Genomic DNA, 22791 nt, shown 5'->3' with positions numbered 1-22791 from the left:
AAATGTGGAATAGCATAAACAACCTGCGACTCCTGTCGCCGTCAATACCAGCAATTGTCAAAATAATCTTGTTTTTCTCGACTTGGATTGTGGTGTGGCTTCCCGCAGCGATTGTGCTGGCGATCGCCCTCAAATGGCATCCACCCCAACCCCTGGGAAACAAAAAACTACCTTTACTCGCTTCCCTCTACGTGATTGTCCCCTTCATTTTATGGGCGACAAGTTGGATCGAAAACACATCTTTTGTTAACTGGGGCTGGGATTGGCAACCCGCAGTTTTAATGTCATTAATGCGGGGATTAGGATTAGGAATAATCAGCTTAGTAATTTTATTCGGTCTGCAATTAACCGCAGGCTGGATAGAGCTACAAATCGGGGAAATTTCCACCGAAACAGGCGAAAAAAAAATTAATTTTTGGAATTTAATTTTTAACCCTGCTAGTCTGCTGACTCTGTTATTAGCACTGTGGATTAGCGCCACAGAAGAGTTAATCTTTCGCGGCTGCTTGCAAACAATACTCCAGCAAGATTACTCAGTGCTAATCGCCGCAGCGATCGCCAGTTTCATTTTCGCGATCGCCCACCTAATTTGGGCCGCCAAAGAAACTTTACCGCAACTACCCGGATTGTGGCTGATGGGGATGGTTTTAACATTAGCCCGCATCGCCGACAATGGTAGTTTGGGATTGGCGATCGGCATTCACGCAGCTTGGATTTGGGGTATAACTACCGTAGATACAGAAGGCGCAATTAATCCGACAGGCCGCACACCAGAATGGATTACAGGAATAGCAGCGAAACCGCTAGCAGGTGCAGCCGGCATTTTATTGCTACTAGCAACCGCAACCTTACTCTTCCTGACTCAAATCAGCGTTAATCCGCGCTAATCAGCTTAAATCAGCGGTAAAAATTCCGACATTAATTCAAGTGTCGATCGATCGTCACAATGGAAACAGGCCGCAACGCATCAAAACGAGTTGAATTCCCTCCACCCACAGAACGCGATAACTGCACTTGCACGATTCGGTAACTCCAGTGCGGTTCCCGGCGCACCCGATCGCCCATCCAGCTCAAAACAGTAGCAATATCCTCAAAAGCCTCCAAAGCCAGGACGATCGAGCCTCCAGGAAGCAGCCGCAGGGCGCAAACGCCCAAAATTTTAGTCAACCCTCCGCCACTACCGCCAATAAAAATCCGGTGCGGAGGACGCAAGCGGTGCAAAATTTCCGGGGCGGTTCCGTTAATCGAAAACACATTTTGCAGCCCAAAACGACCGTAGTTGAACTCAATCGCAGAAGTGCCAGAAACCGTTTGTTCGATCGCGTACACCTCAGATTGCGGGAATAAACGAGCAATTTCGATCGACACAGAACCGTTACCAGCACCCACATCCCAGACAATTTGTCCTGGTTGCAAAGCCAATTGTCCCAGCACCAACACCCGCACTTCCCGTTCCACCGTCAAACCCGGCTTGTCGCCACAACCGATAAAAGCTGCATCCGGAATGCCCAACAAAGGCAACTTTTCCAAATCCAAAGGTTCTGCCCTCGGCGGGGACTCTCGCAGCATCACAACCACGCTCAGCGGTGCAAAAGACTCTCCCAGCAAAGCTTCCAGAGACTTGCGGCTTACCCGTTCCTGGGCCGCCCCCAAATTTTCGCAAACCCAAAACTCGTAGCGTGTCGGCAAATCTAGAGCTTTCACCAAACTTGCGAGTACAGCCGGAGTGTGAGCTTCGTCCGCCAGCACCGCAATCTTCTCCACACCGAGCTTCAGCTTCGCCGTCAGCTCCTCAAAATAGCGTCCTTGAGAGCCTACACAATGAGCATCTTGCCAAGGGATTCTCAAGCGATTAAAAGCCAACTGCACAGAACTGACGTGGGGGTGAAAAGTCAATTCTTCTGCCGGCAATTGGGCAATTAACAACTTTCCCCAGCCGTAGAACAGCGGGTCGCCGGCCACTAAAATTACGATCGGTCGATCGCGGGGTTCCACGGTCCCCGCAGAGGATTCTAATTCGGGTTCAGTCGCCCACCAGCGGCGAATTTCCAGAATTGCTTCGGTCAAATCTTCCAACGCCCAGCGCTCTCCGTCGTGCTGGGGAAAATAGCTCAAATGGCGCTCGTTCCCTATTAGCAGAGCAGCCATTTCTACAACCTGCCGCGCCGATTCGCTCAGCCCAGCAGCTCCATCTAAACCTATACCAACAACATGTACTGTCACTTTTTAAGCAAAAAGTAAAAAACCAGAATTACTGATTTTTCCTGGTTTTTCATAAATTTTTTCCTTGACTTTACTGTCAAACAAAAATAATTAAAGCATTTAATAGGCAATATCCTGACTATTGTCACAGGGGAGAGGGGGAGAGGGGGGCGAGAGAGTGGGAGATGGAAAAAATCTTCCTTCTTCCTCTTCCCTCTTCCTTCTTCCTTCTTCCCTCTTCCTTCGTTAAAACTCAAACACAGGCCAGTCCGGTTGCCGGAGATAGGTGGTCATGTCGTCAAACTTCCGCAGTTCCACTCGGTGTACAGACAGTTCTTGCGGCGTGTCCAGCCATTGCTCGTTTAACTCTGACAGCAAAGCGCACAAGCGATCGCGGTCTAGGTTGGGCCCAACGTCCCCAAAATAAGCCAGAGTAATGTGTGCCGTAAAATGATATTGCTGTTCAATTCCCAAAGCCATTAAATCGGGATTTTGATAGATCGATCGGCGAAACTCCAGAATTTGCTTGTAAGAGTTTTCGTCCGTCGGTGCTAAACAAACACCCACAGCTCTAGTCATCACCATCAACCCCAGCACTATCCAGCGAATGGGAGGGCCCCCCGCCAAGGGTTTGGAGGCGGCAAAACGATCGGCCATGCGCGAGCGCAGTTGCTCCTCAAATTCGGGATTTTTATCAGAGGCATCTCGAAAAGCGCTGCTCCAAATCAAATCGGCTACGGTTAAATGGAAGCTATCAGGAGGCAGTGCCACGATCGCACCGTCCGCTATTTCATGCAATAGCCGTTGTTGGATCGAGTGCAAATTACTATAAAGTGCAGCATTTTCTGCATCTTCCCCAGCCGGCGGCGTAATCACCGAATAACCCGGAAAAGGTACAGGATCTCTGTGACCAGCTTCGTCCGGCTTAAATTTTGGAGATTCCTGAATGTGTTCCACCTGGGACTTGTAAGAGTCCAGCAGCGTCATTCGCGCCACCCGATTTACGTAAGCTTGATAAGTATCATCCAATCTTGATTTCCTCGCGGTGACAAACTCCCACACCAAATTTTATATTATGGTGCGGGCATCCAACAGTCCAATTCAGGATATGTTGGACTTGCAGAACCTGCAACTCTGATTATTTGGGCTACTGAGCGTTTTTCATGCAAATTTACCTGTTTTGGGGGGAAGACGACTTTGCGATCGCGCAGGCTGTGACAAGTTTGCGGCAAACAGTCCTCGACCCCAACTGGGCTAGTTTTAACTATGACAAGATTATTGCCGATCGAGCCGACGCTGTGGTCGAAGGGCTCGATCGAGCCTTAACGCCGCCCTTCGGTACCGGCAGCCGTTTTGTCTGGCTGGCAAATACGACTGTAACGCAGCAGTGTTCTCCAGAACTGTTGGCCCAATTTGAACGGACGCTGCCAGTGATTCCCCCTACCACCGTGCTGCTGCTGACATCCGTCAAAAAACCCGACAGTCGGCTCAAGTCTACCAAGTTAATTTCCCAGTCCGCCCAAGTGCGGGAATTTTCACCGATTCCGCCTTGGAATGACAAAGAATTAGCCCAGCGGGTGCGTCAAGTCGCGGGCGAAATGAATGTAAAATTGACAGCCACAGCGATCGAACTTTTGGCCCAATCCATTGGCAGCGATACCCGCCAGCTATACAGCGAGCTCGAAAAATTGCTGCTGTTTGCAGGCGACCGCAGCCAACCTCTGAACCCGGAGGAAGTTGCAGCACTGGTGCACTGTCACGCCCAGAATACCTTCCAACTAGCCGATGCGATTCGCGAGGGCAATACCTCCGCGGCTTTAGATTTATTGGCGGGCTTAACTGGCCGCAGCGAGCCTGGTTTGAGGATTGTGGCTGGCTTGACTGGTAAATTTCGGATTTGGCTGTGGGTAAAGGCGATGATCCAAGCGGGCGATCGCGATGATAAAATTGCTCAAGCTCTAGATCTCGGCAATCCGAAACGAGTATACTATTTTCGTCAAGAAGTCAAGAACGCCAGCCTAGAAAAACTGCAAAAAAGTTTGCCTTTGCTGCTAGAGTTAGAAGCTTCTTTAAAGCGGGGGCGAGAAGAAATCTCAACCCTGCAAACCAAAGTTATAGAACTTTCTAGCTTGTTCCGCTGATGCGCGACAGGGCACAGGATCGGCCCCTTACTGTAAATTTTTACAACAAATTTCGATAGCGGCTATGTGCTTGATACAGGCTCACGGGCCAAAAGGTCAATAGATACTAGAAATACTCTCAGAATGGCAAAGTAGAAGTTAATGTGGTAAATAAATATTGTCCGCCGAATGCCGATCGGTTAATATTATTTGCCGGCTCTCCACCCCCCCCAAAAAAAGAGCGCTACCCATGACACAACAGAACCCGCGGGAACTGCTCAAGCAAGGCGATCCAAAAGCGATCGCATCTAGCATCAACCGTACACTCAAACCCAAAGGCATCAACGCCGATGTGACGCGGGACAACGGCTGCCTCCACATAATTCTGGAGGCAGACAAAGTACCGGATCAAATGGTATTGGTCGATTTCATCCGCACCGGCATGACGAAGCTGGGACTCGAATCAATTCACACTGTAAAGGTTTACGGGCGTCGAACAGGTGAGGGATCGCCTACGTGGGAAGATGAAATTGATCTGATGCCTGCGGATTCAATGCCTTACCCCTTGGATAGTGGAATGCCTGACGACTCTGTAGGTTTAGATGATGTCGAGCCCGAAGGCGAAGACTATTATCAAGAAGGAGAATTCGATCGAGATGACGACGAGGAAGACGAAGACGAAGACGAAGATCAAGCCCCGCCTCCGAAAAAACAATTTCCCAAATGGGTAATACCTGTGGGTATCTTAGTACCTCTGGCGGCGATCGCAGGGCTTTTCTTTACTAAAACTTTCCCCTTCGGCGACTCGAACCCAGAACCCATCGCCCCCGAAGCTGCTTCCCCTTCCCCGAAACCCGCATCTCCCGCGTCTAAAGCCGCTGCATCCTCTCCAGCCGCATCTCCGGGCACCCCACAGGCAGCCTCCCCTGCACCAAAACCCGCTCCCACTGCTGCGGCGCCAGCAACCCCAGCTCCAGCCTCTCCTGCACCAAAACCCGCCGCGCCTAAGCCTGACTCTTGGAGAGAAGCGGTTAACACAGCTCAGAAAGCAGCAATTTCGGCCCAGAAGGCTCAGTCTCAAAATGAGTGGATCGCAGTAGCAAGCGAGTGGCAGGAAGCGGTTAAGCTCATGAGAGCCGTACCGTCAACCAGCCCAAACTATCAAAAGGCTCAGCAAAAAGCGGCAGAGTATCAAGCTAATCTGATTGTTGCCAACCGCAGGGCGGCAGCAGCGCCTTAAGAGTTTTGAGTTTTGAGTTGAATACTCGATGTGCTAAAAGTCAAAAGTCAAAAGCCAAAAGTAAAAACAAGTTTTTACTTTTGGCTTTCTTACTTTTGACTTTTTTCAATTTTATTTAAATTTCATTTAACTTTACCTATTGCTTTAACTCCAAAAGCTGTAATTCTTTGTCATTCAATGCTTTTTAAACCCATTCTAGTTTCATTTTTATCTCAAATCCCGTAGCATCGTCGGCCCTAAAATCCAGTCAACAGTCAACAATCACGCTGCAGCCGGAATTGATATAACTCATCTGCGTTAATCTGTGTTGATCTGCCGGTATCTGCGGTAAAAAAAAGATAATTTCTGAACCGCAGATAACAATGAATTGACGCTCATTCACGCAGAGGTCGAGAATAGCGAGCTGAATGATACCGAGGCTAACAGATTTGATATGAACACCAGTATTTAAGCTGATCTTTTGCTAGTTTTGGGGTAGTCTACTCTAACAAGCCAGCTACTTTTCGGTTACTAAAACGTCTTGATACTTTTAATGTAGCTTTCAGCCGAGAGCCTAATGCTGGTGTAATATTTGATAGTTGAGGGATATTTGATAGTTCTCTTAAGTCAATAGTCCCGACAGTTTTTATATAGCCCAATTGCTTATTCTCGCTTGATTTTGAGCCACTGTGGATAATTAAATCAATGTCAGCTCCACCCATGAGGCGGCATTTAATTCGACTTTATTTATGCTCCTTGCCCCGCGTAAGCTTGTAGTCTCGTTCCCCAAACTGTCGTGAGGATTGAAATTCAAGAAAGTGAAATTATTCCGAGTAATTGTTTCCACCAAGAAGACGGAATATGTCGCGACTAAGGACTTAACTCAGTCAGACACAAATGACGTACAAAATGTGTGTGCTATTCGTTGGAAAATTGTAGAAGGCAACCGAGAAATCAAGCAATTAACAGGAATATAGTCTTGTCAGTGTCGGAAATCTCAGATTCAAAGAAATCATATTGCTTGCGCTTTACTTGTATGGGTAAGGCTTAAAAGTTTAGCTGCTCGGACAGGTCGAACAATCTATCAAATCAAAAATGGGCTGTTATCAAATTATTTAATTGAACAACTGAAACGCCGCAGATTCCGATGTTTATTGTCTAAAAAATATGACAATAAACTGAGATAATTTTTGATTCAGAAAGCTGACACCCGAGCTCGGATGGTTGGTTGATGAGTGCCGTCCCTCGGTACGGCACTCATCAACTAACCAAGGGCAAAGTTTGGAACTTTTGGAGAGGCTATCGAAGCATTTGTGACAGTTACGTAAGTCCTGCCCATAAGAAAATTTACTCTTTGTGGAACGGGCATCTTGCCCGTTCTTAACAATAATTCAAGCAGAACTGCCACTAACTCCATTAATTACCGCCGCACCAATCAAATGAGCCAAACGCAAAGCTTCAGGAACTTTACCAGTGTCTGTCAAACGCTGGAGCACCAGCGCAATTACTTCTGGTTTTTCACCGCAAACTTGAAAAAAGAAAGGTTCAAAAACGTGAATTTTTCCGGCGCGACGCAACAATTCTAAGCGGTATTCCGAGTCGGGTAAATGGCGGAGGGCTTTTTCAACAGCAGCTAAATCTGGTTGGCGGCGCATTACAGCAACGCAAGGAATTTGCAGCCGCGATGCTAACTCGGGAAGGTCAATAATATTGAAGCCACCGAAAGCAATTCCGTCTAGCAAAACGAGATGCAATTGCGGCAGAAATTTGCCTCCGAGGAGCAACCCAGAAATAGCATCCGTGGCATCTAATCCGTCGGGGAAAACTTGTCCCCACACCATTCCTTCAAATCGAGTTCCCCCGCAGACTATGCCCGCGATAGACACCAGACTGCCGCTTGTACGAGAAAACGGAGCGTCGTCAAAGCCAATAACCTTAATTGTGCGATCGAGCCTGAGCAAATCTGCCAGTTTCAACTTGTGGACTTCCCTAAACTAAAGTTTTTGAGATTACCTTGTATTTTACATAGTATCATATACGTTAAATAGCTCATTACTAAAAAGGTTTTAGACAATTGGCAAAAAAATACGTAGCAGCGATCGACCAAGGAACCACCAGCACCAGATTTATTATATTCGATCGCCGGGGACAGATAATTTGCAGCAACCAACAAGAACACCAGCAAATATATCCGCAACCAGGATGGGTTGAACACAATCCCGATGAAATTTGGCAGCGCACCCAAAGCGTGATTAAAAATGCCCTCGAAATCGGCAATATCGACCCCAAAGATATTGCTGCACTCGGTATTACCAACCAGCGCGAAACAGCAATTGTTTGGAACAAAAAAACGGGCAAATCTTATGGAAATGCGATTGTTTGGCAAGATACTCGCACTCACCAAATTTGCGAAGAATTAGCCGAGTTTGAGGGCAAATATCGATTTCAAAAACGATGCGGTTTGCCGCTGGCAACTTATTTCAGCGGGCCGAAGATTAAGTGGATGTTGGACAATATTCCCGGATTGCGGGAAGCTGCAAATCAAGGGGATGCGATTTTTGGCAATGTCGATAGTTTTCTGATTTGGCATCTGACTGGCGGCGCGCACCTTACCGATGTTACCAACGCCAGCCGCACGATGTTGATGGATTTGCAAACCCTTGATTGGGATGCCGAAACTTTGGAAATAATGGCAATTCCCCGCCAGATGCTGCCAGAAATTCGCCCTTCGAGTCAAGTTTTTGGAACTGCAAAAGGATTGTTAGATGGTGTTCCGATTGCTGCTGCTTTGGGCGATCAGCAGGCCGCACTCGTCGGGCAAACTTGTTTCAGTCTGGGGGAGGCGAAGAATACTTACGGTACGGGCTGTTTTATGCTGCTGAATACTGGTGAGGCGATCGTCCCTTCAAAGCAAGGATTACTAACAACAGTCGCCTACAAGATGGGGGAATCGCCCGCTGTGTATGCTTTGGAAGGCAGTATTGCGATCGCCGGAGCCCTAGTGCAGTGGCTGCGGGACAATTTGGGCATCATCAACACATCTGCGGAAGTAGAAACATTAGCAAATACAGTCGAAGATAGTGGCGGAGTTTACGTTGTCCCGGCATTTTCGGGACTCTACGCGCCCTATTGGAAAGACAGCGCGCGCGGAGTAATTGCAGGTTTAACTCGCTACGTGACTAAGGCACACATTGCCCGCGCAGTATTGGAAGCTACAGCGTGGCAAACGCGGGAAATATTGGACGCTATGAATCAGGATTCTGCTGTGCAGCTTTTGTCTTTAAAAGTAGACGGAGGAATGGTGGTAAATCACACGCTGATGCAGTTTCAGAGTGATGTTTTGGGAGTGCCTGTGGTGCGGCCTGTGGTAGCAGAAACTACTGCACTCGGTGCGGCTTATGCGGCCGGTTTGGCGGTGGGCTTTTGGAGTCAGCTAGCCGAATTGCGGGAGAATTGGGCGGTGGATTGTACTTGGGAGCCGAAAATGCCGATCGCACTTCGCGAGCAAAAATATCGCTTTTGGAAAAAAGCAGTTTCCCGCACATTCGATTGGGAAGAATAAATCGCTGACTTAACCCCAAAATGCGTATTTAGTGATATCATTAAATCCAGCACTATTTTTCAAATTGCAAATAGATGATTTCGCTAAATAACTTTAAAAAAATTCTCACCGCCATCCTATTAATACTGACACTGGGATTTGTAGAAATCGCCACTAATTCCCAAAGTGCGATCGCAGATACAGCGACAAATCCCACCGCAGCCGAAGTCTTCAGCACCAACTGTGCAGGTTGTCACATCAACGGCAGCAACATTATCAGGCGCGGCAAAAACTTGAAACAAAAAGCCTTAAAAAAATACGGCATGGATTCCATCGCCAACATTTCCAATTTAGTAACCAACGGCAAAGGTATTATGCCTGCTTACAAAGATCGTTTGTCGGAACAACAAATTATCGATGTTTCAGCTTACGTGCTATCCCAAGCCGAAACCGATTGGAAATAAACCAGACTATGTACATTGTAAGGCCAGGTTTAGCGCCTAACTTCAGGAAACCAAGCCGAGGTATAATGTAGGGGCAGGTTTAGCGCGTAAGTTGGTCATCGATCAATAATCTTTATACAAAACCTGCCTGCTTCTTGTCTTTTATGGTTCATCCCTTAATAATCTCAATACAAACCTGTTTTTTTTGTATTTTTGGGTAAAAAAGTGTAAATTCTCGGAGTATTGCAAGGTGAAAAAAAATAAGTGTTGGCGTAGAACTTTAACTATTATTAGCTTGTGCTGGTATCTAATCTTAGCGGTTAGCCCGCCCGCTTTCGCCTCGATTCACAAATACCCGGAAACTGCTGAGACAGTAATGTTCCGATCCGTACAAAGCCTGCGCGATACAGACGATAAAGCATGGCAAGTTGTTTTGTACAAGCGAGTAAAGTCGGGAGTAGTAAAGTCTTTAAATCTGAGATTAGTAGGATTTCCCGGAACAGAAATGCAGCATCCAGTTCCGCTGAAAGTTGCGGCGGGCAAGCGCGAAATTGGCAAGGCTAATGATATTTGGAACGAGTCTGGTTTGCCAATTAATGTCGGAGAATACGATTTCAAATCAATAATTACACAATTGGAAACTAATCGACCTTTGCTGTTGAGTTTGCCCGTGAAAAATCAAAATGAGACACAAGTGCTGGTTCCTCCTTTTGCTGTCAGAGAATGGCGGCTGTTGTTAGACAGAAACTAAATATACCAATTTAATCGCACTCTACAGTTAAAATCGATACAAGTTCCCCGGTCACAAATCGCTATGTTTAAATTATGCCTTAAGGTAGATTTAACGTATTTGAAGAATAATGTGGTCGGGCAAAAACTAAATATATCAATTTAATCGCACTGTACATTTAAAATCGCTAAAGTTTCAGGGATGTATCAAAAATAACTTTATTTACATAGACCTTAAGGTAGATTTAACCTATTTTAAGGGTAATTATGAAACAAACTAAAAGCTGAGTTAGTCGGGTGACAAAACTCCCGTGTTTTAATGTGCAGATCTTCAGGGTAAATCTACTATGACTTTAATCAGTAAAATTGTCCGAAAAGCTTTGGCAACAGGTTACTTAACGGTTGAGGCCGAAGAACAGTTGCGACAGCAGTTGCAGATGACCAAGTATGGTTTAGAAGATTTTGAGGCTTTTATTAATTTGCAAAAAGAGGTGATGGAAGGTAGGGTGAAACAGCAAGCTTTGGAATTGTTACGATCGCGCAAATGTTCTGCCACTGCTTAAATCCTGTTCGATCGACCTTTTAGATAAAATAAGGTCGATCGACATACGAAGGTCGATCGGTCTTTCGGGCGCGGACTAGGAGGGCCCACCCCACAAGAAAATTCACTCTTTCTGGAACAGGCCGGAAAGCCTGTTCATAAAAATGATACGCCAAGCCTGGAAAAAGGTTTCTACTGCATTCCTAGCTGTCGCCTTAACGCTTCTGGAACATTAACGGCTGTATCCAAACCTCCAACATTTTCCCACTTTGTATTTTCATCCCATTTGACATCGCCAAAAGTGCGATCGCTGAGGTCTGCGCCGCTGAGGTCTGCGCCGCTGAGGTTTGCGCCACTGAGGTTTGCGCCGCTGAGGTATGCGCCGCTGAGGTCTGCGCCGCTGAGGTCTGCGCCGCTGAGGTCTGCGCCGCTGAGGTATGCGCCGCTGAGGTCTGCGTGGCTGAGGTTTGCGCGGCTGAGGTTTGCGCGGCTGAGGTTTGCGCCGCTGAGGTTTGCGCTGCTGAGGTTTGCGCGGTTGAGGTTTGCGCTGCTGAGGTTTGCGCTGCTGAGGTTTGCGCCGCTGAGGTTTGCGCCGCTGAGGTTTGCGCCGCTGAGGTTTGCGCCGCTGAGGTTTGCGCCGCTGAGGAATCTCCCAACTGTGTGGAGAAAGCCAGAATTCCCAATACAATAGCTATAACCTATGAGACGCAACAACCGACTTGCATCGTCAAGTTTACCTTCAGCATTAGGTTTCCCGGAAGGATAAAAAACCATTTTGTCTTTGAATTCAGGTGTCTTCTGACCGTAACGGTGCAACTCCAACAGCAAAATCATCACATTCAAACCAGCATAAACATCTATTTGTCGCTGTCCCAATTCTTGGGTTTTCCATTGATCTCGCAGTAGGCGCATCTTCTTCTGAGGCAAACTTTCCGGCAGCATATCAATAAACTCTCCCTCGCACCACCGCAAATAAAAACCCTCCAGACGCTGGAATAACTCCACAGGGCGAAACAGACGTTCTTCCCCTGCAACAGCCGGAGTTGTTAACAACCCCATCAAATATTCCACAATTTCTCCCGTCAGCGGCCCATAACCCAACAAATCATAAATCTCCCACTCCATCTGAGAGTCTTGAGTATTAAATCCTCTACCTTTCTTTCCCGGTTCCGTCCACTCTTGCAAACTTTCTTTCAACCGTTCCGCACACAGAAATTCACCAAAACTCTTGTGTACAAACTCTACAGAACCTTCTTTGCTGCCTTGCTGAAAATAAAAAACTGCCAAAGCATTTCTTAGAGGATTGTCGCCAATCCGTTTTTGTGCTTCTTCAAGTAATGCTTTAACCGAGTTGTCTTCTCTCAATCGTTCCTCAATCATCGCTACAGGAGCGCATTCTCCTCCCGATTGCACCACGCACAACCCTGCTTCTGTCAGGATGCGCCGCAAATCTTCTGTTTCCAGTTCGGTCAAATTGCGATTGAGCAATTTAGACCGCTGTTCAGTGAGTACCCAATTCACAGCTTGGTTGTAAATCAAAATTTTTGCTTGAGTGCTGTTAGTTCCTTGAAAATCCTCAACTTTCAAGATTTTGTCTCGGTGCATCGCCGCTAACAGATAAAGCAAGAGCGGCTCTCGCGACAGTTCTGATTTTACATTCTCTGGACAGCATTCATCTTGCAAAAAATGCTGAAAAGCAGAGGTTTTTTCCGCCCCAAATTGGGCTTCCCACTTGCTCAACCACTGTTGCTGTAGTCCGTCATCCATTACCTGAATTTCGACTCGTTCCAGGTTATCTGGCATTTGCCTTTCAATCCCTTGCAAAGCTAAAGTTCTGCCAGTAATCAAAACCCGATGCCCCATTTCCGAATTCTGATCGCAGTCCCGCTGAAATTGTCCTACTTGTTTGAGAAATTGCTCTAAACCGCCGCTGCTTCTCCCCTCCATCAGCAACTCATCAAAACCATCCAAGAAAAACAAATATCGCGTGTTTCGAGCCGTCAACCAGCCGTGATCGCTAGCAAAACCAGTATTAACAGCTTCTTTTAGGGTTTCTCGAAAACTCTTTTGCAATGTGGGAATATCTCGCAACCGAATTAACACGGGCGTCCAAATTGGATGCAAATGTTGCCGCACCCAGTCAGCAAACATCCGACAAAAAACGCTTTTCCCGCGTCCGGGTCCAGCTTCGACAAACATTACCCGATTTTTTCTCTTTTCATCCTCTAGGAATTGCTTTGCCCAAGTTGGTAAATCGAAAACTTCTGCATCATTTATGGGCTTGCCATTTTTATTAATTGCCTTTGCCTTCAGAGGGACGTAGATATCCTTGAATGAGAAATTTTCTGTAAATACGGGTTGTAGCGGTAGAGAGCCAATCTGTTCTTGCAGGTAGTGGTCAAGGCTGTGATATTTCTCCTGTTCCTCCCGCCATTCCCTGATAGAAGGCTGTCCAAGATGTTTCATTGCTTCGCCGCAAACTGCCCAAGCTTCGATTAAATAGCGGTGAGTATTAGCAGCAACTCTCTTTGTCAAAATTTGAGCTTCCTCGGCCTTGAGTCCGGCTTGTTGCAGCCGCTGTGACAGCACTAGGTTGAATTCCTCAGCTAATATCGAATCGCGGAAGCAAATAACAGTTTTTGTGACTGGTTTCTCCTGATCGTTATCCTTAAATTCTAAATCTGCCAGTTTTTTAAGCAAGTGCTTGACTTTATCAGAAACCGGAGTTTGCCCGATGCGATTTAACAGACTCTCGTCTTGTTCAAAAAACTCCTTAAAACTTTCCAGATAAGCCGCCTGACTGACGAGGAAAATGCACTCAGCTAAAGTCGGCTGCTGTTGAGTTTTTTCGATAAAAAACGCCAGCATTTTCGCCGCCATCCCGACAAATGGCAATCCAGTTCCCACAACTTGAGCTAAGGGAGAGTTCAAAACCTCCAGCAGCAAGTTGCTATTGTCCAGCCCTTGTTCTTTGAACATTTTTGCCAATTCTGCGGCTGTTTTCCCAGCTTCTCCGATTCCCTCCGCTGCTTCGGCCGAACACAGTTCTTTGATATCAGTAGTTAAGAATTTCCAGATGCGATTTGCCATTTTTACCTGCCCTGTTTCTGAAGAGAGAACCTGAGAAAATCTACATTTAACTTTGTAAGCATTCCGTAGTTCGTCGCCACAAATCTGTTCTAAAACTAACAATTATAAAAGATTAAGTAGCTTTTACCTTGACAAAAATCCAACAATCCGCAATAATAGTAGATTGTCTGTCTAAATCCGGCTCGGATCAGGTTAAGACATTCCAAAAGCTGGAGAGCAGTCAGCAGTCAAAAGTCCACAACGACCAATGACCAATGACTCATCAGCTACCTGTACGGCAATCTCAACCACCATCCCATGACTTACGCAATCATTGAAACCGGCGGCAAACAATTTCGGGTAGAACCAGGCCGCTTCTACGACATCGAACTGCTTCACGTTGAAGCTGAATCCAAAGTCACCATAGACAAAGTATTTCTGATCCAGCACGAAGGCGAGGTTCATATCGGCCAGCCTTTACTAGAAAATGCCACAGTAGAAGGAACGGTTCTCCGGCATTTCCGGGGCCGCAAAGTCCTCGTCTACAAGATGAAGCCGAAAAAGAAAACTCGGAAGAAAAAAGGGCACCGTCAAGAAACAACTCGCTTTATGATTGACTCGATTAGCGTCAACGGTACAGTCTTAGCCGCCAGAGACTTAACTCAAGCAGTTGTGGAAACTCCCCAAACCGCCGAAACTGATTCAGAATAAAACATAGTAAATACAGTTGAGGATATTATGGCCCACAAGAAAGGTACAGGCAGTACACGTAACGGACGCGACTCTAATTCTCAGCGTCTGGGTGTCAAAAAGTACGGCGGTCAAGTTGTCAAAGCTGGCAACATTTTGATCCGTCAACGCGGCACTAAAGTTCACCCCGGTAATAATGTTGGTATCGGCAGAGATGATACTCTGTTTGCCATGATTGACGGTGTGGTGACTTTTGAAAGAAAAGGCAAAACTCGCAAGAAAGTCAGCATTTATCCTGTTGTAGCAGCACCTGCGGCTGAGCCCGTGGCTGAAGCTGTCGCTGTTTAATTGCGATATTAATTCCTCGTTCCTAGGCTATGCCTGGGAACGCATATAAGCAAGGCTCTGCCTCCTGATTTTCTATGTTATTAGAAATTTACAGGAGGCAGAGCTTTTTGCAATTTGTTTCGCCGGAGAAAGGACTGTGGGTGCTTACGAAGAACCAGAGAAGCAGGAAAAACTCTCGTTTTTACTCCTAAAAATTGCCTAGCCTCCTCCGACAATTGTGACAACTTCTAAGATGTCGCCCTCTTGCATCTGTGTAGTTTCCCAAAATTGTTTGTGCAGAATTTCGCCGTTGTACTCGACAGCCACCAAGCGCGGGTTTAATCCCAATTGTTTTAGTAATTCTGGTAACGGTGTGTCGATCGCACAATTGCGGGTTTCTCCGTTAACTTGCAGCGCAATTTGATTTATCATCAGTAAAATATCTGTTTTCAGGGCGGGTTTTGTAACAAAATTATATTTGATGCACCGATTTACTGTGCTAAACCCGCCCTACAAATCCCCAATCAACCTAGTTTTTCCCGTGCAAAGCTTTCTGAGCTTTCAGATTCTGCATCCGAATCAACTGCGAGATGAAAAACTGCGTCACTAAAGTAGGCTGTTCTGCTTCCATAATTGCGCGTACTATGGCAACCCTTTGAGCTCCGGCATTCAATATTTCATCGATGTTGTTGATATCAATTCCGCCGATCGCAAACCACGGAATCGGCGACTTATCAGCAGCATACCGCACATAGTCCAAACCTGCCGCCTGTTTATCAGGTTTAGTAGGAGTGTGGTAAACCGGCCCAACTCCAATATAATCTGCTCCCGCATCAATAGCTCGCTGCATTTCCTCGCCATTCGTAGTCGAACAACCGATGATGCGTCCCGGGCCGAGCAACTTGCGCGCTTCCGCCACAGGCAAATCTCCCTGTCCTAAGTGTACGCCGTCGGCATCTGCTGCGATCGCAAAATCCACGCGATCGTTCACAATCAGCAAAGCATCATAGCGGTGACAAAGTTCGCAAAGCTGGCGCGCATTAGCCAACTTTGCGCCGTCGTCTGAGTTTTTGTCGCGGTACTGCACCAAAGTCAGTCCGCCTTGCAAAGCAGCTTCCACGACTCCCATCAAGTTGTCTCTCGGCGAAGTTACAAGGTATAACTGCGATCGAAGTAACTGCTGATAGCGCCGGTAAGCCAGCAAATTGCTTTCGAGAGTATAAACCCGATAGCGCATCTGCTTAAAAGCCGCGCCCATATTCCGATCGTAAATTTTGCCATACTCTTCGAGTACCCGCAGAGCTTCTTCCACCCGACAGAAATTCGCCTCCAGTAGCTGCTGAATGCTCGAACGCTGCTCTTCCTGAGGGTGAGTCAACTCCGTACCCGGATCGGCCGGCGTATCCCTAGCACTGCGAAGTTCTGCGACGTGCCAAGCAGCCAATTCTTGACGCAGTTGCTTGCACTCGCCAGCTAAATCCGCGCTGTTGAGACCAAACCTGCACCATTCTTCAATAATTCTCAACCCTTCGCGCGATCGATCTAAATTTGCATCTAAAATCCGGCAGAGCGCTGGCTGTGCCGGTAAAGTTCTGTTTTGTTTGTCGGTCATTCAGAACCACCCTAATTATAATTAATCTTACCAATCAACCCGCTATGTTCTCCCACGCCGTCAAGATTGTGGCAAAGCAGGCGGCTTAATTTTGGCATAAACCGATGTAAATTCGACAATAATTTTTTAAGTTTTATTGAATTTGATGAAAACAAAGCATAATAGATCAAACTTGATGAGAGTGGAATCGTTAAACTGCATACCACACTTCGGAGGAGAGCCGTGAGGTTAGCAGAACAACACAAAAGATTAACAGAAGAAAACCCCAGCAGGCGGGTGAAATCAAAGTTCGATCGCGAAAACCCGACACCGAACTCGGGAAGCGGAACTCGGATCGCAAATCAGTGGGGTTTATTTATGCTCCTAAATTCTCAATATAGCGAGTGCAAAGAAAAGCGATCGCAAAAATCTTGTTTGAGTTCTTGCCTTCTGCTCGTCTTTGCGATGACCGCCCTTTGCAACCATCAACCGTCAGTTATCGCTGCCGGGATACCGGGAGTGCAGCTACTTTCTCAGACGCTGCAGAGCGAGATTAACATACTATACGTCAGCTCGACCGGCGGCAGCGACACAGGAGGCAACGGCAGCGATCAAGCTCCCTTTAAAACCCTTACCTACGCCTTAAGCGTGGCCCCGCCCAAAACAGCGATTTTGCTAGCGCCCGGTACTTACAGCGAGCAAACCGGCGAAAAATTTCCATTAATGCTCAGGCCCAGCGTGACAGTTCAGGGAAATCCCAACACTCGCGGTCAGAATATTGTCATCAAAGGCGGAGGATACTTTATCAGTCCGACTTCGGCGGGTCAAAATATCGCTATTTTAGGCGCAGACGGGGCGGGACTCAGCGGGGTGACGGTGACGAATACCAACGATCGCGGTTACGCTTTGTGGATCGAATCGAGTTCTCCAACGGTTGTCAACAATACTTTTTCTGGCAGCACTCACGACGGCATTTCAGTAGTGGGTACTTCCAGGCCGACGATTGGCGGGAATGTTTTCTCGAAAAATGGAGCTAACGGCATTACGATTTTTGGCAGTTCCCAGCCGGAAGTTCGAGATAATGTGTTTGAAAACACGGGATTTGGGGTGAATGTAGCGCAGAACGCTTCGCCTCTGCTCATCGGTAACAAAATTACTCGCAATAAGGACGGCGTGGTGGTGCAAGCTAATGCTAGACCTGTGCTGCGTAACAATTATATCGAGAGTAACCGGCGGGACGGAATTGTGGCGATCGCGAGTTCTCTGCCGGATTTGGGAACTGCTGCCGAACCGGGGGGCAATGTCATTCGCAACAACGGTCAGTACGATGTCAACAATGCGGCTAAAGGTCAAGTAATCCCAGCTTACGGCAATCAATTGTTGAGCAGCCGGACGACGGGCTCGGTTGATGTGGCGGGAACTTTTACGCCGCCGCCAATGGGGGGAAGTGCTTTGCAGCTAAGGGCCGATCGACCTCCCAGCATCGGTGGCCCAGACACTTCTCTCCCGGCTTACACTCCCGGGCGGCTAAGTCCCAGAACTGAAAGAGCGCCACTTCCCCCACCTGCGCCAGTTTCCAGGCGACCGGTGCAAAATCGATCGACACCGCCAAGCGCTCAGTTGCAGCAAGAGCTTTCTCCGAGGAATGGCGCTGGTTCATCGGTAGTCCAAGGGGCGATCGCAATTCCTGTGCCCGATCCGAATTATCGATCGGTTTCGGAAATTTCGGTACAGCAACCAATGATTCCTCCCAATTTTGATAGTTCGAGTTCGGTTTCTTCCGAGGGTAGATTGCCGGTTCCGGGCCGCAACATTCCTATCGGAAGGGGAGGCTATGTACCGGCACCTTTAGGGGGGAATTCTTTGCCCGAGGCTGAGGATAATTCGCCGTCATTCGATCTACCGTCTACTTTGGGTTTGCGCTATCGAGTTGTGGTGGATACCGACAGGCCGGGCGATCGACAAAAAATGCAATCCCTCGTTCCCGGTGCTTTTCGCAGTTTTGCCAGCGGGCGACCGGTGATGCAAGCCGGTGCTTTTCGGGAACGCGAAAAAGCTGAGGAATTGCTACAAATGCTCAGCGCTAACGGTTTGAATGCTCGAATTGAAGAAATTAAATGAAATAGTCATTAGTCATTAGTCATTAGTCATTAGTCATTAGTTGACTCTTGACTGTTAACAGTCAAAAACTACTGATATTAATTCCGTTAGCATCGGAATTATTCATCTCTCTCTCATGTCCCTCTGCGTTCTCTGCGTTCTCTGCGGTTAAATCATTCGGATGCAACCGGAACTGATATGATATCGTTGGCAGTTGCACGAGCGACATGATATAAACGACACAGCGCCGTCTCGAAAGCTGTGGGTAATATTAATTCTGATGCTACCGGATTTGATATAACAGCCAAAGACTGCTGACTACTTCCAAAAAAAATCAAAATTTTAGGGCCTAGCATATCGGATGCCAGACCCTAAAAAGTTTGTAAATTAAGTTGATTCAAGTGGGTTTTTAGCTCTGCTGAGTTTCAGCAAACTACAACTAAGGTGGACTTTTTTGCAACTCCTCTGCGGACGAGCTAGCTATCAGCGGAGTCTATTCAGACTTCTGTGTTTGACTGTTGTGCGATCGCAACTTTTGATTAATCCAATAGCCTCAAGCTATCTAACCAATACGAATCGCAATATCAACCTTTCTTTGCTAATAAGCTACACGGTTCAGGCGTTGCCTGCGGACTAGAGCCGAGCGGGACAAATACTCTAATTCCAAAATTTTTATCCAAGTTTTTTGTGCTTCTTGGTTTTGCCCCTCATGTTTTTAAGTTAACACCAACTGCCCGCATAAAAACACTTTGTTTACCAAACTTGACACTTTTTGATGTGATGAAATACTTCCAAAAGCGATTATTAACAATTTGTACGATCGCCCGATACCGCAACGTGCACACCCGGCACTTTGCGCTTGCTGTCAACGCAGCAGAGCTTCCCAAGTTGCGCGGCCGACAATGCCGTCTGCTGGCAGTTGATATTGTCGCTGAGCCGCTTTGACAGCAGCTTGAGTTTCCGGACCGAACACGCCGTCCGCACTCACCCGCAAAAATCCCTTGGCCCGCAGCCGTTCTTGCAAATCTCTGACTGCCGCCCCCCGCATTCGTCTTCTTAAAATCGGAAAATTAGTTGGCTGCGCTTGGGGGTTAATCTCTGAATTGTCGGCATTTACAGGATCGTTAGCGATGGGGTTTTCGATCGCGCTCGGAGTCGCAGGAAACAGCCGGTTCCAAGTATCTTGACCGACTATGGCGTCGGGAGCCAAGCCTGCTGCTTCCTGGAACTGAGATACAGCTCTAGCGGTGCTTTGGGAGAAAATCCCGTCTACAGTGTCAGCGTAAAAGCCCAATAATTTAAGAGCAGCTTGGAGCTCGATTACTTCGGAGCCGCGGCTGCCCAATTTGATGGCGGGGCGGACGATCGCACCTGTTTGAGCGATCGGGCTGTTAATGTTACCTTGTTCGGAGGTAGGTACCTGTGCTGCAACACGGGTAGGGGCGATCGAGCCTATTGCCAATAAACCGCACAAACTCCAGCCGAAGAGCAAACTCGGAACCTCGCGGGCTTTATTCCAGCTTGCTGTCAAGTTTTGGGACATTGGGAATTCGACCTCTGCAAAACTGGTAGCGATCGTACATCAAATCTGGAAAAAAGTGGGAATTTCGGCATAGGGAATTGGGCATAAGGCATTAACTGATTCCCTGGCTATGCCTGCGAACGAGTTAACTCAAAACTCACAACTTTTCTCATCTTCCCTTTCCTAAAAATAATTTATCCCATGAAATAGCTGCAATTGGCAAAAAAACTGCTAGATTGCCCTACAGAAAACATTGAACCGCGTTCATTGGGCCCCAGCAACACCATGTCCGAATCCAGAACCGCCAGCCAAATAGACATCGGCAACGTCAACATCGGGAACTTTCAAGTCGGCAGCATCAGCGGCACTAAATACAACGATTTTAACGCCAACGGCCTCCCAGATGCCGGAGAAGTCCCCATTCCCAACTGGCAAATCTACCTCGACCTCAACAACAACGGTCAGCCAGAATTTAACGAACCTTCCACCCTTACAAACCCGCAAGGCAACTACATCTTCGCCAACCTGCCGCCGGGTACTTACCAAGTTAGGGAAGTCCAGCAGCCGAACTTTCGCCAAACTACCCCAAATCCCGCACCCATCACGATTACCAGCGGCACAAACGCTGGCAATATCAATTTTGGCAACAACTTTAATGCAGGGACGATCGCAGGTACAAAATTCAACGACATCAACAACAACAGCAGCCGAGATCCTGGGGAACAAGGGCTAGCTAACTGGCAAATTTACCTCGACCTCAACCGCAACAACAGAATCGACGGCGGCGAACCTGTTACATTGACAAATTTTGAAGGCAATTATGCTTTTGTCAATATTCCCGCAGAAACATATTTGGTGAGAGAAGTCCAGCAACCGGGATTTATTCAAACCACACCTGACCCCGGCCCGGTTAACGTTACTTCCAACGCCACTGTCAACAACATCAATTTTGGCAATGTCTTTTTTGTCGGCAGCATCAGCGGTGTCAAGTTCAACGACCTCAATGCCAATAGCGTCCGAGATGCGACAGACCCGCCTCTGACCAACTGGCCAATTTACATCGACCTCAACGGCAACGGCAGCTTTGAGCCGGGCGAACCCAACACCATCACCAACCCGCAAGGCAACTACACTTTTGCCAATATTTCTCCCGGCCGATATTTGGTGAGGGAAGTTCAGCAACCGGGATGGGTACAGACTACGCCAAATCCAGGCCCGATCGACATAACCGGCAATACCAACGCTGTCGGCATCAATTTCGGCAACAATTTTCCTACCGGCAGCATCAGCGGCTTCAAGTTCAACGACCTCAACGCTAACGGTATCAACGAACCGACGGAACCGAGAGTTGCTAACTGGCCGATTTACCTTGATTTCAACAACAACGGCAGTTTAGATCCGGGCGAACCTTCGACTTTAACGAACCCCGAAGGTAATTTCTCTTTTATCAATTTGCCTCAAGGGACCTATGTGGTGAGGGAAGTCCCGCAGCCCGGTTTTCGACAAACCACGCCAAATCCGACTCCGATCACCGTGGGTAACGGCACAAATGCCACTAATCTCAGCTTTGGTAACGTGTTGGTGACTGGCACCATCAGCGGTGTGAAATTTAACGATTTTAACGCCAACGGCATCCTAGAGCCCGGGGAACCCCCGATCGCCAATACTCAAATTTACATCGACCTTAACAATAACAGCAGTTTAGATCCGGGTGAAGCGAGTACCTTCAGCGATCTTCAGGGCAATTACAGTTTCCGTAACGTTCCGGTAGGTAGTTATGTTGTCAGGGAAGTTCCGCCACCCGGGTTCATTCAAACGACTCCGCCTGCGGTGGTTGTTGTCTCGGCAGAGATTCAGGCTAGCAGCATCGATGTGGTGACGGGAGAGGCTGAGGGTAGGTCAGCTAAATCCTTAAAGGGCGACCCGCTGACGGATGGCAGCAGCTATGCGGGCGAACCTGCGGGCAATATGGGAGCCGATTGCTTGCTTTTGAGCCAGGGTCGTGATAGTTATCAAATTAGTAAATTTTTGAGCGATGGATTTTTTGCGAATTTAGGCAATATTCCTAACTTTGGGCAACAGAATGTCGGCCTGGCGCCTAATGCACAAATTGGTGATTTTGTCAATACAAATGAATTAAATCAAGGGGGCGATCGCTCAGTCGTGTGTGCCGATGGGCGCGAGAGATTTCTAGGTTATGTAGGGTGACACAAAACTAGATAGCCCGGAATCCCAAACCGCAGATAAAAATCCGGAAGAGGTTAAAGGGCGATCGCGTGATACCCTATTGTTGGCAACCTCCAACGCATAGCCAGAGTTCCGGGAAGCCCAAAGCTGGCTTGTATATGGGGAGCAAGATTCAGAGGCAGTATCATACCTGTTTTTAGGAATTATCAGACAATTCCCCAAGAGCGATCGCCCTTGTGGCATGGTCGCTCAAGTCACCGAGGTGCAGTGAGTTTTAACGTTGTTCCAGCTCAAAACAGCAAGTGTCCACGGGCAGAAGAACTCAGGGCGCAAATCTTGAAGATATTGCGCTCAAATTGCCACCGTTATTCAAAACCTGATATAATCTCGTGCGACCAAGCTGGAGTAAGCCTGATGTTAGATGAGGAACCTTCGAGCAACGTAGACGTATGTATGATTGAGTAGCGATCGTCAGTCGCTAGCAGCAGCTAACTGCTGATTGACAAAGTG

Annotated in this window: 19 protein-coding genes and 1 pseudogene; 12 read left to right on the top strand and 8 right to left on the bottom strand. The window is 47.6% G+C overall.

The genetic code is table 11. From position 1 onward, the window contains the following. Positions 1 to 2 precede the first annotated feature (2 nt). Positions 3 to 887 carry a CPBP family glutamic-type intramembrane protease gene (locus tag QUA42_RS08125; RefSeq protein ID WP_333136696.1) on the top strand — a complete coding sequence of 295 codons (885 nt, stop codon included), beginning with the start codon at positions 3 to 5 and terminating at the stop codon, positions 885 to 887. A gap of 31 nt (positions 888 to 918) precedes the next feature. On the opposite strand, the gene cbiE is transcribed toward QUA42_RS08125, so the two are convergent. Beyond that, positions 919 to 2223, bottom strand: a complete 1305-nt coding sequence (cbiE, locus tag QUA42_RS08120) for a precorrin-6y C5,15-methyltransferase (decarboxylating) subunit CbiE (protein ID WP_333136694.1) — start codon at positions 2221 to 2223, stop codon at positions 919 to 921. Positions 2224 to 2448: 225 nt separating this feature from the next. Further along, positions 2449 to 3189, bottom strand: a complete 741-nt coding sequence (locus QUA42_RS08115; RefSeq protein ID WP_333136874.1) for a DUF1868 domain-containing protein — start codon at positions 3187 to 3189, stop codon at positions 2449 to 2451. A 176-nt stretch (positions 3190 to 3365) separates the two neighbouring features. Between QUA42_RS08115 and holA the strand changes: the two genes are divergently transcribed. Both holA and QUA42_RS08105 read left to right on the top strand, forming a co-directional pair. After that, on the top strand, positions 3366 to 4343 hold the full coding sequence (holA, locus tag QUA42_RS08110; protein WP_333136692.1) for a DNA polymerase III subunit delta: 978 nt from the start codon (positions 3366 to 3368) through the stop codon (positions 4341 to 4343). Between the two features lie 229 nt (positions 4344 to 4572). After that, positions 4573 to 5562, top strand: a complete 990-nt coding sequence (locus tag QUA42_RS08105) for a hypothetical protein (RefSeq protein WP_333136690.1) — start codon at positions 4573 to 4575, stop codon at positions 5560 to 5562. A gap of 479 nt (positions 5563 to 6041) precedes the next feature. Here the strand turns inward: QUA42_RS08105 and QUA42_RS08100 are convergent, their stop codons facing one another. Next, positions 6042 to 6263, bottom strand: coding sequence for a hypothetical protein (locus tag QUA42_RS08100; protein ID WP_333136688.1), 222 nt, complete (start codon positions 6261 to 6263; stop codon positions 6042 to 6044). A gap of 84 nt (positions 6264 to 6347) precedes the next feature. Here QUA42_RS08100 and QUA42_RS08095 point away from each other — a divergent pair. After that, positions 6348 to 6728, top strand: a pseudogene (locus tag QUA42_RS08095) (hypothetical protein); the annotation flags it as partial. Between the two features lie 204 nt (positions 6729 to 6932). Here the strand turns inward: QUA42_RS08095 and QUA42_RS08090 are convergent. Beyond that, entirely contained in the window at positions 6933 to 7517 is a 585-nt protein-coding gene (locus QUA42_RS08090; protein WP_333136686.1) for an endonuclease dU, read from the bottom strand. Between the two features lie 98 nt (positions 7518 to 7615). Between QUA42_RS08090 and glpK the strand changes: the two genes are divergently transcribed. From glpK to QUA42_RS08070, 4 genes are all read left to right on the top strand, one after another. Continuing rightward, positions 7616 to 9103, top strand: a complete 1488-nt coding sequence (gene glpK, locus QUA42_RS08085; RefSeq protein ID WP_333136684.1) for a glycerol kinase GlpK — start codon at positions 7616 to 7618, stop codon at positions 9101 to 9103. 74 nt (positions 9104 to 9177) lie between these two features. Next, a complete protein-coding gene (locus QUA42_RS08080) occupies positions 9178 to 9546 on the top strand; it encodes a c-type cytochrome (RefSeq protein WP_333136682.1) in 369 nt (122 codons plus the stop codon). 229 nt (positions 9547 to 9775) lie between these two features. Continuing rightward, a complete protein-coding gene (locus QUA42_RS08075; RefSeq protein WP_333136680.1) occupies positions 9776 to 10276 on the top strand; it encodes a DUF3122 domain-containing protein in 501 nt (166 codons plus the stop codon). Between the two features lie 325 nt (positions 10277 to 10601). Beyond that, a complete protein-coding gene (locus QUA42_RS08070; protein WP_015176895.1) occupies positions 10602 to 10817 on the top strand; it encodes a hypothetical protein in 216 nt (71 codons plus the stop codon). A 170-nt stretch (positions 10818 to 10987) separates the two neighbouring features. Here QUA42_RS08070 and QUA42_RS08065 read toward each other — a convergent pair whose 3' ends face one another. Then, the gene (locus QUA42_RS08065) at positions 10988 to 13885 is read right to left on the bottom strand and encodes a pentapeptide repeat-containing protein (RefSeq protein WP_333136678.1); all 2898 of its coding nucleotides are present in this window, start codon (positions 13883 to 13885) and stop codon (positions 10988 to 10990) included. 297 nt (positions 13886 to 14182) lie between these two features. Here QUA42_RS08065 and rplU point away from each other — a divergent pair, with 297 nt between their 5' ends. Continuing rightward, positions 14183 to 14575, top strand: a complete 393-nt coding sequence (gene rplU / locus QUA42_RS08060) for a 50S ribosomal protein L21 (RefSeq protein ID WP_333036112.1) — start codon at positions 14183 to 14185, stop codon at positions 14573 to 14575. A 27-nt stretch (positions 14576 to 14602) separates the two neighbouring features. Next, positions 14603 to 14902, top strand: coding sequence for a 50S ribosomal protein L27 (gene rpmA, locus QUA42_RS08055; protein WP_333136676.1), 300 nt, complete (start codon positions 14603 to 14605; stop codon positions 14900 to 14902). A gap of 198 nt (positions 14903 to 15100) precedes the next feature. On the opposite strand, the gene thiS is transcribed toward rpmA, so the two are convergent. Next, positions 15101 to 15313 (bottom strand): sulfur carrier protein ThiS, encoded by a 213-nt coding sequence (gene thiS / locus QUA42_RS08050; protein WP_190738130.1) that lies wholly within the window; start codon positions 15311 to 15313, stop codon positions 15101 to 15103. A 97-nt stretch (positions 15314 to 15410) separates the two neighbouring features. Beyond that, positions 15411 to 16493: a thiamine phosphate synthase gene (locus QUA42_RS08045; RefSeq protein ID WP_333136674.1), complete on the bottom strand. Its 1083-nt coding sequence runs from the start codon at positions 16491 to 16493 to the stop codon at positions 15411 to 15413. Between the two features lie 222 nt (positions 16494 to 16715). Between QUA42_RS08045 and QUA42_RS08040 the strand changes: the two genes are divergently transcribed. Next, positions 16716 to 18593 (top strand): DUF1565 domain-containing protein, encoded by a 1878-nt coding sequence (locus QUA42_RS08040; RefSeq protein WP_333136672.1) that lies wholly within the window; start codon positions 16716 to 16718, stop codon positions 18591 to 18593. A gap of 844 nt (positions 18594 to 19437) precedes the next feature. On the opposite strand, the gene QUA42_RS08035 is transcribed toward QUA42_RS08040, so the two are convergent. Continuing rightward, the gene (locus QUA42_RS08035) at positions 19438 to 20115 is read right to left on the bottom strand and encodes a peptidoglycan-binding protein (protein ID WP_333136670.1); all 678 of its coding nucleotides are present in this window, start codon (positions 20113 to 20115) and stop codon (positions 19438 to 19440) included. 264 nt (positions 20116 to 20379) lie between these two features. Between QUA42_RS08035 and QUA42_RS08030 the strand changes: the two genes are divergently transcribed. After that, complete coding sequence (locus QUA42_RS08030) at positions 20380 to 22302, top strand: SdrD B-like domain-containing protein (RefSeq protein WP_333136668.1); 1923 nt, start codon at positions 20380 to 20382, stop codon at positions 22300 to 22302. The last annotated feature ends 489 nt before the right edge of the window (positions 22303 to 22791 follow it).

Origin of the sequence: Microcoleus sp. Pol11C2, assembly GCF_036701505.1 — a bacterium.
Lineage (GTDB): Bacteria > Cyanobacteriota > Cyanobacteriia > Cyanobacteriales > Microcoleaceae > Microcoleus.
Note: the sequence above shows the minus strand (reverse complement) of the source record. Positions and strands in the feature narration are given on the sequence as shown.

Excerpts from the sequence above, each read along its gene's own strand:
- holA (WP_333136692.1), top strand. The coding sequence starts at position 3,366 with ATGCAAATTTACCTGTTTTGGGGGGAAGACGACTTTGCGATCGCGCAG.
- QUA42_RS08100 (WP_333136688.1), bottom strand. The coding sequence starts at position 6,263 with ATGGGTGGAGCTGACATTGATTTAATTATCCACAGTGGCTCAAAATCA.
- QUA42_RS08065 (WP_333136678.1), bottom strand. The coding sequence starts at position 13,885 with ATGGCAAATCGCATCTGGAAATTCTTAACTACTGATATCAAAGAACTG.
- QUA42_RS08105 (WP_333136690.1), top strand. The coding sequence starts at position 4,573 with ATGACACAACAGAACCCGCGGGAACTGCTCAAGCAAGGCGATCCAAAA.
- thiS (WP_190738130.1), bottom strand. The coding sequence starts at position 15,313 with ATGATAAATCAAATTGCGCTGCAAGTTAACGGAGAAACCCGCAATTGT.
- QUA42_RS08125 (WP_333136696.1), top strand. The coding sequence starts at position 3 with ATGTGGAATAGCATAAACAACCTGCGACTCCTGTCGCCGTCAATACCA.
- QUA42_RS08045 (WP_333136674.1), bottom strand. The coding sequence starts at position 16,493 with ATGACCGACAAACAAAACAGAACTTTACCGGCACAGCCAGCGCTCTGC.
- QUA42_RS08115 (WP_333136874.1), bottom strand. The coding sequence starts at position 3,189 with ATGACGCTGCTGGACTCTTACAAGTCCCAGGTGGAACACATTCAGGAA.
- QUA42_RS08030 (WP_333136668.1), top strand. The coding sequence starts at position 20,380 with ATGTCCGAATCCAGAACCGCCAGCCAAATAGACATCGGCAACGTCAAC.
- QUA42_RS08070 (WP_015176895.1), top strand. The coding sequence starts at position 10,602 with ATGACTTTAATCAGTAAAATTGTCCGAAAAGCTTTGGCAACAGGTTAC.
- rplU (WP_333036112.1), top strand. The coding sequence starts at position 14,183 with ATGACTTACGCAATCATTGAAACCGGCGGCAAACAATTTCGGGTAGAA.
- QUA42_RS08080 (WP_333136682.1), top strand. The coding sequence starts at position 9,178 with ATGATTTCGCTAAATAACTTTAAAAAAATTCTCACCGCCATCCTATTA.
- QUA42_RS08035 (WP_333136670.1), bottom strand. The coding sequence starts at position 20,115 with ATGTCCCAAAACTTGACAGCAAGCTGGAATAAAGCCCGCGAGGTTCCG.
- rpmA (WP_333136676.1), top strand. The coding sequence starts at position 14,603 with ATGGCCCACAAGAAAGGTACAGGCAGTACACGTAACGGACGCGACTCT.